The following is an 11,178-nucleotide window of genomic DNA, read 5'->3' as shown; positions in this document are numbered from 1 at the left end:
GACCTGAAAAAAGGAGAGTTTTTCGGTCAACTCGTGGAGAGCGACGTTAGTTATTTCCGGGCCAATATGAAGCCAACTCCTATAGATCGGGAACCTCTACCGGCCTTTAAAGAGGTTACCGAGGCCGATATAAAAGCCAATTATAGCCAGATCGTCCAAGACATCAAGAGTCTATTTGGTGGCCAAGCAAGCGAGCCAGAGAAGATATCGAACACTAAACCAACTTCCCCCACCAGTGTCGACGACGAATTCTAGACTGTGCTACTAATGAAGCTCTATATTTTGGCTCTGCTGTGCGTTTCGGTGCAATGCCTGGCACAAGAGGGATACTACGAAGAAAGCCCGAAGAAGTATCATATAGCCTTATCAATAAGCGAAACAATTAACCGTTTACCCGGCTTCGCAAGCACTCAGAAACACGGTATACGGCCACAACTTGGCATAAGCTACCGATTCAAATACAAAGGTTATACATTTGAACCTGAGCTATTATATAGGTTCAGCAACGCCAATTTTAAAACGAAACGTGACGCATATCCAAATTGTAGCGTATGCTATGAACAGTTCTTTTTCACTGGATCAAGCCTTCACCTTATTTTGCCGTTAACACTAACACACGGGAAAATCGGTATAAGTATGGGGCCTACTATGGAAATACCGTTTATGAGGTTTACACAAATGCAGTTTGATACAATGTTTCTTAACCCACCCGAACCGATTCAAATAGCTCAGTGGGACTTGCCAAGTAAGCCCCAATATGGCTTTTATTTAGCTCTACAGTACAATCTAAAACGCTATCAAATACGTCTTACCAGTATTACAACACCAAGCTTTTATGATACTTTCATAGCGAACCCTAATGTTTTCGGAATCGTACTGGGTTACAGACCCTAAGTAGAAGATGTACGCCCGAGAAATAAGTACAATCTCAAAAAAGTACAACATCTAGCTACTACTTACAAGCTAATTAAATGTTGCACTATTCCAGTTTTGTTATATAATGTATCTTATGTTAAGCGATTATATACAGAAACAAGACACAATGGCAGATAGATACTGAAATTCAAAAAATGCAATGGCGCGCAGTAGTGTGAATACTGCGAGAGTTATTTATTAAAAAAATTTATTTATAACAAATAAGTCCGGTTACTCACCGTTTTGTCCGGCAAAATTCACAAAATTCCAACTTAGTTTCACAGTTTTTAGTAATATATTTAATAATTATTTGTATTATTTATAGAAAAATGGTTAATACTAGGTGTGCTTTTCTGTCCTTTCGTATGTCAAAGTATTTTCTTATACTTGGGCGCTTCAAACGCCCTAAAAGCGAGGAAAACACTATTTACTTAAAAGTAGTGGAATCATGCCTCGTAGAAGCAACAAACAAAAGCATTTAGATAACGTAGAGATTATTAGCGGCTACGCTGATGCTTTGAAGAAATGGAGATGGCTAATTTGGCCTTTGGCTACCTCAATAGCTAGTAGTCCTGTATGTAATCTGGTAATTAAGAAAATAGTGTCTCTACTTCTGACCTGGATGTAGAGCGAAAGCGTACTTCTTACTTTATATTCTATAAGTATATAAATTTGTATATTTAGAAATCTATAATTCTAAAGCGATGAAAATTATAACCGTAGCTCACCAGAAAGGCGGAGTAGGAAAAACTACACTGGCCTTGAACCTTGCGGCCTGTTTTGCACAGGGGCTGAGTGTAGGTGTACTTGATACAGACATACAGGGTAGTTTATCTGGTATTAAAGATGATTTAGATAGTATAACCTTTGTTCCCTTTGATGGTCAGTTAAGCCGCCTGATCGAACAGTCATTCGATATACTGATTGTTGACACACCTCCCTATCTGACCAACCAATTACCTGAGCTGTTTGCAATTTCAGATTTTGTACTGGTTCCATCTAAAGTGGGTTTCTTTGATGTAATGGCTATTAAAGCCACAACTGAATTTTTAAAGCAGGCTAAGCAGAAGCGACCACAACTAAAGTATGGAGTAGTCCTAAATATGGTGAAACCTCGAACAGGCCTTAATAAGTCAATAAAGGATGTTTTAAGCGACTACGGAGCCGTTTTGCTAACTACCACTATATCAGATCGGGTAAGTTATACGCGTTCTGCTATCACGAGCGGAATATTTAGCAGCGACGACGAAAAAGCGAAAGAAGAAATTGCAAGTCTTGCAGATGAGATACTTACAATGCTAGGTTTATGATTGTTAAAATTATAGATTTACATAAATATAGAATTCTAAAACATGGCAAAGAATAGTGACTATAACAGTAGATTACAAGGTTTTGCTGATAGGGTAAAAACTGAACCTGTTCATCTTCCAGTTCAGAAGGTTATACCAATGAATACGGCTGCTGAAACAAAAGAAGAACAGCAACTGAATGTCTGGATACCAAAAGATCTGATGAAGAGACTAAAAGTAAAGGGAGCAGAGAACAATGAAAGCTTGAAGGAAATGGTGATCAAAGCACTCGAACATTTTTTATAATAAGTTCTTTTCTGTGAAGATCATAGAGAAGAACTAGATCATGTTTTGGTAACTGATTGATAGTGAAACAGTTATCTGTATTGTTGTTATATTCATATTTTACATAATCCACACATCTTATCGAATGATCGAAGCAAACACTTATTACAGCCCCTTTCAAAAACATTGGCACTTGTGTTACTACATACCTCAGAATGACACGGATAACATTTCCGTTTATATTAAAAATTTCAAGAACGCCAATACAGAATACGTAGCTTATTGGACCAAGTGGGCAATTGATGAAATTCGTAAAGCAGGAATCTCAGTCGATTACGTTATACGGACGTTAGGCAGCTCTGAACTAGTAGCTCCAGGTCCACTAGTTTTAAGGTTATTACCTAATCTAAAACCTTTAGATTACTTGGGGACACAAATCGGGCTACAACTTACAATCCCGTATAAGCCGACAATTATCTATAAAACGAGAGTTACAAAGAAACTGGCGTTAATACCTAAAAAGGTGGATAGAGAGGCTGAACTCTTGGATGTTTATAAATTAACTGATAACTGTCCAGATCTATCAGGTAAAAAGATATTGTTACTTGATGATGTTGCAACCTCAGGTACAACAGCTAATGCAATACTTAAAGAGATACAAAACAAGTATCCCACTTGTCAAGGATATCTGTTTACACTTGCAAAAACAAAGCGAGAAGACGATGCTAACCAGGGGATTTCACTTGAATACTTTCAAAAAGAATGAGGTGATAATCTTCCATTCTAAATTTTGACTGATATGAAAATTTCGCAAGATACCGTAGTAAAAATAATGTCTCTACCAAGCGTAGGGAGAAGGACAGCTTTCAGATTATTGAAAAGTCTAAATTATTCTGTCAATTCAGATAATGACCTGGTAGATTTTGTTAATGAAAACTCCAAACTTTTACGAAGTCCTTTATCCGCAGCTGATTTTAAAGTAGCTTTTGATAAAGCTGAAAATATCATAAGTCAGTCAGAACGGGCTGGTATCAAATTGATAAGTTACTTTGATGTAGACTATCCAACGTTACTTAGTAGTATAGATGACCCTGCTTTACTACTGAGCGTGAAAGGACCATTTAAGCAAATTAATCAGATGCCTTCTGTTGCAATTATTGGAACTAGAGGGCCGTCTGAATTTGGTTATAAAATTGGCGTTCGATTAGGTGAAGTTTTTGGGGAAGCTGGTTTCAATGTTGTCAGTGGTTTAGCTATAGGTTGTGACACCGCAGGTCATACAGGCTGCTTGAACCGATATGGATTTACAACCGCAGTTTTAGCTCATGGTTTAGACACTATCTATCCGAAGGAAAACAAGCAATTGGCTGCTCAAATTCTGGATAGCGGGGGACTACTCATATCAGAATACTTAATCGGGCAGCGACCGCAGGCAAATTATTTTGTTGAGCGAGATAGAATACAAGCTGGATTATCACAGGCAGTAATCGTTGTTGAAACTGACATAAAAGGCGGGACGATGCATACGGTTAAGTTTGCTAATAATAATAAAAGAATCGTTGCTGCTTTTAATCATGAATCTAAGTATTTAAGTCATCCTAAAACACAGGGTAACCAATACTTAATTCTCAATAAGAAAGCTATACCTCTGTCTAATGCAGTATCTATTGAACATTTAAAAGCCATCCTTTTAGATTTATCAGGATACGTATTGCCAAAATTACCAAGCTTAGTTCATGCAACAAGTCAGGAACCACCGATACCACCAGCAGTTATAGAAACACCATGTGAGGAAGACTCTACCATAACAGGTAAAGACAACAAAAAAAATACAGAAATTTCTAAGGGAAAAGAACATAAAAAGAAAAAACCTGTAGCAAAACCGAGTAACCAACCGGCTTCTGAACTACCGAAAAAACCTGCTAAGGTAAAAGCAGGTATCAGTTTAAGTACCGAAAAAACATTAAAAAAGGTACCGAAAAAAGCTGCATTAAAAGCTAACAAGAAACCAACTAAAACCGCGACACAGTTAGATATTTCATTTTAAAAATGGCGAGCATAATATTTGACCTTGACCAAACTTTAGTGGATAGTAGTAGTGCGGAAGGTCACCGGCAAGCACGCCAATGGCCGAGAGTGTATGATCTCATTCCTAAGTTTACTATATATAGTGGACTAGCTGATCTATTTCAGCACATTCAAGAGCAAAAGCTGAAGGTTTGTATTGTCACAACAAGTCCTGAGTCTTACTGTCATAAGGTTTTAGCTTACTGGTCTATTCCATTCCATCATACAGTATGCTATCATGATGTGAGAAACCGTAAACCCCATCCTGAATCGATTCTAAAAGCTGTCTCTTTATTAAATGATGACGCAGCTAACATTTTATCTCTTGGTGACAGGGCTATAGATATTCAAGCGTCGAAAGCTGCAAACATTAGAAGCGTCGGATGCTTGTGGGGTACTAGTGAGCGGTCTCAAGTATTAGCTGCTAATCCTAATTATTTGGCTGAAACGCCAGCGCATGCATTAGCAATAATTAAAGCACTTGGTTAATGTACAATATCAAATGTTCCTTATTGCTGCTTGAATATCATTTTTTAACCGTTCTTGAACAGCTTTTCCCATTCTTACAAACACAGCATTACAGTACTTTACACGGTCAGTAATCTTTTCCTCTGAGTTTTCTTTTAATTGCCAATCGTAAACTAGCTTATTAGCTGCTTTAGTGCCTATATCTTCTAGATATAAGGCAATGTTCTTATCTGATATTTTCCAGGTTCGCAGATTGGCTATGACCTGAGCCACGACGCTATTTTGTAGCCAGTAATCCGGTATCTTACCGTCCTGTCTACGTTTGAGAGTGAACTTGAAGGAAGTTATTTTTTTGCGCCCTCGCGTTAGTCGGTCAGTTTCGTACACAGGTTGATAGTCAAAGGCTAGGTTCGTACTAGCCAACTCCTCTAAAGGTTCAGTCATGGTAAACCGAATCAAGTCGCGGGTATCGGGATACTTCATTTTAGCGTTCCCGTCCTTGTCTCGCTTGATTTTGCCCCGTTTGTCCTTCTCTTCGGAACAGTCCATAAGCTGCCGGTACTGTTCGACGGTAGGACACCATACGCCTGTATCTCGAAAGGCGGACAAGATTTCAAAGAAACGCATCGAGTACCAACTTTTCAGCCCCATGTAATTGTTGAGTTGGTAAGTTGAGTAGTGGGCGATTTGGACAAAGTACGGTTCTAACTGAGGGTTGAGCAATACTGTAATAATTCCGTCTTTGTATCCAATGGCTCGTTCTTTAGTTGTGTCCAACAAGTGCCGAATATACCATTCTGATTTATCTAGACTCTCAAACTCCCATGCTGCCGCAGACAATTCACGTAGCGCCCCCTGCACCTCTTTGTACGCAGTTTCCTTCGTTATTCCGGCATCGGTGATTATGTCTATAATACGAAACTGATAAAAGGGACGCAACTTAAAATCATCATCCCGTATCTGATCAATGACGCGAGCCATGATGCGTTTAGCTGTGACGCTCATACGGCCTTGTCTGGCAAACGTCACATTCCAGTGCTGTTTAACCAGCTCCTTGTGTTTTGGCTCGTAAGTCAAGCCGAGGGGTAGTACCAATTGAGTGCTTCGTTTATCGTCCATCCTCACAAATTATTCTGCTCTCTTTCATCAGGTGCAGAGCGAAGATATAAGGAAAAAACAGAGATATAAAATGTTACTCTGTATAAGCCGGGGTATTTCTCGGTTTATTAATCTTCTGAGTGGGGGTATTTCTCGGTTTATTCAATCTTCTGAGTGGGGGTATTTCTCGGTTTATTCGGTTTCACTCCTTATATAGTATTTAACTATAATAGTAAAATTTTCTACTATAATAGTTTTGCCTCGCGCGTTGCTAAAAAAATGTGGATAAGGTTGAAAAGACTAAGAAATATGCCTGGTGAAGGAGCGAAAAACAAAAAACAAAAAGGACCGCGCGTTTGCTAAAAAAGGAGAAGATGCCCGCAACTATATTTTTAGTTAGTAAGTTGACATTGTCCCAAGCTTTTGTAATTAGATATTCTAGCTATATTGCATTAGTCAATAAGTTGCCTGAGAAGGCAAAACAGGCTCAGTAAGCCACGAACATGAGTCAGTGACAGAACAGGTCGATTTGTTCAGAAAAGTGGCTTAAAAGGCAATTGTGCGCTTTTTGGCGCAACTGGGCAATGCAGGGATGCAACCCGTCAGGGATAGGCTAAGCCACGTATTGAAGTACATTAGTTAGTTGGATTGATAGCTATAAGCCTCCAACTAAACTCCCGATCTCGATAGCTCCAAGCCAGATCGGGGAATTTATCGATCAAAAAACAACCAGATATATGTATAATTTAATATTCAGTGGCTACTGCCCTAAGGACAGCATATTTGTAAAAAGTTATCTTGAAGAACCAGAATCTAGACATAGCCCTATGGTTGATTTCAAAATGAACAGTATAAAAGAGTGCTTTCAACTAATAGAAAGATTAGATAGAGAAGGGTGGGATATTTACAGATTTACAATTCTTGATTCAGATCAAAAAGTAATTGTGCAAGTATTAGAAGAAGATTCTCGCGGAAAGTCAATTCTAGAATGCATTAAAGAAGTTAAAAGGGAAAGTAAAAGACCAGCTTTTCTTAATACATACATCCGACAACTCAATAAGATATTAAACTAACTTTACCCTCAGAATCTGAGGATTTTTTTTAGGCATATCTCACCCCTGATGTATGTCCAAAATACTGTTATGAAAAAATTTTTACTTATATCGATTTCCTTTTTTTCGTACTCCGCAATAGCACAAGTAAGAAAAGAAATTATATACGTTGATACTATAAAAACTAAAGAATATATTAAAGAAACTTTAATATCAATATCCGAAAAATCCTTTTTGTACATCGAACATAAAAAATTTAATAGGTTTAAAAAGATAAGTATGGACAGTATGGTATCCGGTACCATAGACGATGTAGAGAAAGATTCATCCGAATACTACCGAGGTACAAAAGAAACTCTTATGATAAAGCTAAAATCTAGTCACGGAAAAGACTTCCAATACTCTGAAAGTACAAAACTAAATGATAAATATATAAAGGCTGATTTATATAATATAGACAATTTCACTTTTGAAATACCAAAAGCATATCTACAAACGCTCCTCAAAATATTTTGGTAAACTTCTATTTGTTTTTCTTTTCTCCGTTTCTCCTTTTTAATATACGTTGTAAACTATCTTGAGCAAACACTACGGAATCTTTTCTAAACTGTATATAGTTTGTGGGCGTTACATCAGACCAAGCAGATACCCCGTTTCCTTCTCTAATTCCTCCTGTCTTAGTGCCTGCATAAACTGGTTTTTTATTAGGTGATTGAGCGTAACTAAAACTACTAATTAAAATTGCTGTAAGGACTAAGGCAAAGGATTTCATAAAAAAGTAATTTAAGTAATTTGTTTATAGTACAAATCTAACTATTTTTAAACTCACTTAAACCATATAAAATTATGAAGAAGTCAAATGATTCAGCAGGGATTCTATCTAAACGAGTAATAGTAACTCGGCACACCAAAATTAAGAAGTGTGATAATCCTAAGTCAGCCAATGGAGATTCTACAGGTAGCGTCATTACCTATAGCTAGTAATTATTAAACTTTCAGTTATCAGAGTCCACTCATAAATGGACTCTGCTTTATTCGATGTGAATTACAAAGTAGTTTCCCCTATCGAATCGCCTTCTCCTACGGATTCGGCGGAAAGTGATTTCTTTTCAGAAATCAGCAAGAGGGAAGGGGTCTGCGACACCCTTCCCTCTTGCCCTGCGGGGCTAACATACTGAAAAACAGTTGTTTAGTGAATCGTTTAACAATTACTAAACAATTATATTTATCTAACTAGTTGACTATCAACCATTAAAATAATTATTTTTATAATTATGGCTACTTACAAAACTATTAGCGTAAGTGAAGATACTTTCAAAGAATTTGAACGCATGGCCGAGAGTTACGGGCTAACTAATAAGGGTTTGGTTGAAGCTATGATAACCTATTTTAAAGTTAGTAAGGCTGACCCAAGAAGCCCCCAGGCTGATAACCCAACTGATGCGATCAAAGCTCTGGATAAGCGATTAGTCAGTTTTATAAAGGAGCAGGAAAAGAAAATACTTTTGCCTATGAAAGAAGCTATTTTCGATATGGCAGGAACCGAAGGAATGGCGCGGCGATCTGACTTAAGAATAGTAAATACAAATGTTAAAAAAGTAATTACAGGCTTAAAGCTAGATGAATAAATGCAAACAAAATTTACTAGTCCGATTAAGGCAAACAATAAAGGTAGTTGCTCAAAATTAGCAAATTATTTAGAGAAGGAGAATGACAAAGATATATCAGCAGAAAAGAAATATTTTTTCTCGTCTGATAGAGACAAGTGTAATAAATGGGAAGTAATTCAACAAATAGATAACAACGCTAAAGGGCAAAAAATAGAAAAAGAACAAGATAGGTTTTTCTCTATTGTTATAGCTCCTAGTCAATCAGAACTTGCTTACATAGGTAATGACTCCGATAAACTGAGAGATTATACAAGAGAAGTTATGCAAAACTATGCGGCTGGATTTTGTAATAATAAAGGGGAAAACAGAGGATTAGAAAGTAAAGATTTAGTATGGTACGCAAAGATTGAAAATGAAAGAAAGTATAGTTCTTTAGATTCAGAAGTAAAGGCGGGATTAGTGCAAACCGGGCAACTGAAAGAAGGCGATCAACGCCACATACATATTATTGTTTCCAGATGTGAAGCTAGAGAGAATCGGCACGTTTTAGAATTAGATAAACAAAAGCAGGAACAAACTACACACCTATGTCCTACTGTTAACAATCAAAAAATATTTAATAGAGACGAGTTTATAAGACAAAATGAACAAAGTTTTGATAGACAATTTAGCTATATTAGAGGGCGTGAAGAATCGTATGATTATTGCAATTCTCTGAAAAATGGAAAGCAACAAGATTATGAACAAAAAAGACAAAGGGGAAAAGGAAAGACACTTGAAAGAGAGCAAGGAATAAGTAATGAACAAGATTACGAAATGGGTTACTAAACTTATAACTACAAACCTTTAAAGTCATGTTTAGATCAAGCGCAATTATAGGGTACATTTTTGGCATTATAGCCATACCGCTATTGATTTATATAGCATCTAGTATGCTAATAAAGTTTTTAATTCTTTCAGTAGGTTTTCCACGAATAGCAGGCGATTTAATAGGCGGATTTGGTGGATTAGTACCAGCCGGATATATGGTTTTTAAACAAATTAGAGGCAAAAAGCGGACAGAGATACAAAATACTTCACAGGTTACTAAGACAGGTATCAAGATCAAAGACTACGTTTTCGGTATTTCGACTGTCAAAGGTTTGATAAAAATAACTAACCCCTTTGCGGGCATTCTTGTAGCCGCAGGACCAGGAGCTGGTAAGAGCTTCAGTATTATTGAACCCATCATTACCCAAGCTATTGAGAAAGGATTTACAGGGGTAATTTATGATTACAAATTTCCTGCTTTTGCTCAGGTAGTCCAGGCGGCCAGCAAACACAGTAAGAAGACACAGATCTACTATGTCAACTTTGATGATTTAACCCGCAGTCACCGAGTAAACCCAATTCACCCTGACATCATTGTAACTAAGAGCCACGCCAACAGTGCAGCAGACACAATTATGAAGAATCTGATAAAGGGGGAAAATAACTTCTTTAACAGCAACGCAACCACCTATTTAGGGGGCATAATTTGGTTTCTTCGTGAAGAATATCCGCAGTTCTGCACATTGCCCCATGTCATGCGATTAGCCGCCCAGCCGGTAAAGCAGGTAGTGCCATTAATCATCAGAAACGAAGAAGTAGAAACCTCGATTGCCAGTATAAAAACGGCCATTGATGAAGGTGCAGGGAAACAACTTGCCGGCGTTATTGCCACTCTACAGGATGCATTAGGTAAGATTAATATTCGTTCGATCTGCTACGTATTAACGGGGAATGATTTCACTCTTGATTTAAATAATCCCGACAGTCCTAAGATTATGGTCATTGGAAACAATGACGACTTAAAGGCCGTGTATGGGCCTGTGATCGCCCTGATCGTAGCGAACACAATCAAGAAATTAAACCAGCGGGGTAAGCTCCCTTCACTGGTATGTCTAGACGAAGCGCCTACTCTATTTATTCCTGATTTTGCCAACCTACCCGCCACTGGTCGAGAGAATAAGATTAGTACTCTAGTGGGGACACAAGACTTCTCCCAATTAGAAATGATGTACAGCGCACAGGAGAAAGACGCTATTTTAAATACATTGAGCAACCGATTTTATGGCCGTATGCCTCATGAGCCGAGCGCGCAGTATGTCGTTCGAATTTGGGGTAAAGAATACGTTGAACAACGGAGCCAGTCAATTAGCCAGCCACGTTTAGGAGAAGTTACAAGGAGTAATTCTGATTCGTACAGCCTAGTTCATCGTGATCGAGTTGAAGTGCAAGAAGTAATCGACCTGAAAAAAGGAGAGTTTTTCGGTCAACTCGTGGAGAGCGACGTTAGTTATTTCCGGGCCAATATGAAGCCAACTCCTATAGATCGGGAACCTCTACCGGCCTTTAAAGAGGTTACCGAGGCCG

Annotated in this window: 13 protein-coding genes; 11 read left to right on the top strand and 2 right to left on the bottom strand. The window is 37.9% G+C overall.

Translation table 11 applies throughout. From position 1 onward, the window contains the following. The 6 genes from ACYU87_RS27185 to ACYU87_RS27160 all read left to right on the top strand — a co-directional run. A partial coding sequence (locus ACYU87_RS27185; RefSeq protein WP_461137155.1) for a hypothetical protein occupies positions 1-255 on the top strand: 255 nt, incomplete at its 5' end. Between the two features lie 1,364 nt (positions 256-1,619). After that, a complete protein-coding gene (locus ACYU87_RS27180) occupies positions 1,620-2,225 on the top strand; it encodes an AAA family ATPase (RefSeq protein ID WP_461137154.1) in 606 nt (201 codons plus the stop codon). Between the two features lie 42 nt (positions 2,226-2,267). Next, positions 2,268-2,510: a hypothetical protein gene (locus ACYU87_RS27175; protein WP_461137153.1), complete on the top strand. Its 243-nt coding sequence runs from the start codon at positions 2,268-2,270 to the stop codon at positions 2,508-2,510. Positions 2,511-2,634: 124 nt separating this feature from the next. Next, the gene (locus tag ACYU87_RS27170; protein ID WP_461137152.1) at positions 2,635-3,255 is read left to right on the top strand and encodes a ComF family protein; all 621 of its coding nucleotides are present in this window, start codon (positions 2,635-2,637) and stop codon (positions 3,253-3,255) included. A 33-nt stretch (positions 3,256-3,288) separates the two neighbouring features. Continuing rightward, the gene (locus tag ACYU87_RS27165) at positions 3,289-4,536 is read left to right on the top strand and encodes a DNA-processing protein DprA (RefSeq protein ID WP_461137151.1); all 1,248 of its coding nucleotides are present in this window, start codon (positions 3,289-3,291) and stop codon (positions 4,534-4,536) included. A gap of 2 nt (positions 4,537-4,538) precedes the next feature. Further along, on the top strand, positions 4,539-5,045 hold the full coding sequence (locus ACYU87_RS27160; RefSeq protein WP_461137150.1) for an HAD family hydrolase: 507 nt from the start codon (positions 4,539-4,541) through the stop codon (positions 5,043-5,045). 9 nt (positions 5,046-5,054) lie between these two features. On the opposite strand, the gene ACYU87_RS27155 is transcribed toward ACYU87_RS27160, so the two are convergent. Continuing rightward, positions 5,055-6,143 carry a replication initiation protein gene (locus ACYU87_RS27155; protein ID WP_461137149.1) on the bottom strand — a complete coding sequence of 363 codons (1,089 nt, stop codon included), beginning with the start codon at positions 6,141-6,143 and terminating at the stop codon, positions 5,055-5,057. A gap of 716 nt (positions 6,144-6,859) precedes the next feature. On the opposite strand from ACYU87_RS27155, the gene ACYU87_RS27150 reads away from it, so the two are divergent. Together ACYU87_RS27150 and ACYU87_RS27145 are read left to right on the top strand one after the other, a co-directional pair. Continuing rightward, on the top strand, positions 6,860-7,195 hold the full coding sequence (locus ACYU87_RS27150) for a hypothetical protein (protein ID WP_461137148.1): 336 nt from the start codon (positions 6,860-6,862) through the stop codon (positions 7,193-7,195). Between the two features lie 69 nt (positions 7,196-7,264). Continuing rightward, positions 7,265-7,693 (top strand): hypothetical protein, encoded by a 429-nt coding sequence (locus ACYU87_RS27145; protein ID WP_461137147.1) that lies wholly within the window; start codon positions 7,265-7,267, stop codon positions 7,691-7,693. A 4-nt stretch (positions 7,694-7,697) separates the two neighbouring features. Here the strand turns inward: ACYU87_RS27145 and ACYU87_RS27140 are convergent, their stop codons facing one another. After that, positions 7,698-7,946: a hypothetical protein gene (locus ACYU87_RS27140; RefSeq protein ID WP_461137146.1), complete on the bottom strand. Its 249-nt coding sequence runs from the start codon at positions 7,944-7,946 to the stop codon at positions 7,698-7,700. 502 nt (positions 7,947-8,448) lie between these two features. On the opposite strand from ACYU87_RS27140, the gene ACYU87_RS27135 reads away from it, so the two are divergent. The 3 genes from ACYU87_RS27135 to ACYU87_RS27125 form a co-directional block, all read left to right on the top strand. After that, positions 8,449-8,802 (top strand): BfmA/BtgA family mobilization protein, encoded by a 354-nt coding sequence (locus ACYU87_RS27135; RefSeq protein WP_461137145.1) that lies wholly within the window; start codon positions 8,449-8,451, stop codon positions 8,800-8,802. Continuing rightward, positions 8,803-9,612 (top strand): DUF5712 family protein, encoded by an 810-nt coding sequence (locus ACYU87_RS27130; RefSeq protein ID WP_461137144.1) that lies wholly within the window; start codon positions 8,803-8,805, stop codon positions 9,610-9,612. 26 nt (positions 9,613-9,638) lie between these two features. Beyond that, the coding region (locus tag ACYU87_RS27125; protein WP_461137143.1) for a type IV secretory system conjugative DNA transfer family protein at positions 9,639-11,178 on the top strand (1,540 nt) is incomplete at its 3' end.

This window comes from Spirosoma lituiforme (assembly GCF_054776635.1).
Note: the sequence above shows the minus strand (reverse complement) of the source record. Positions and strands in the feature narration are given on the sequence as shown.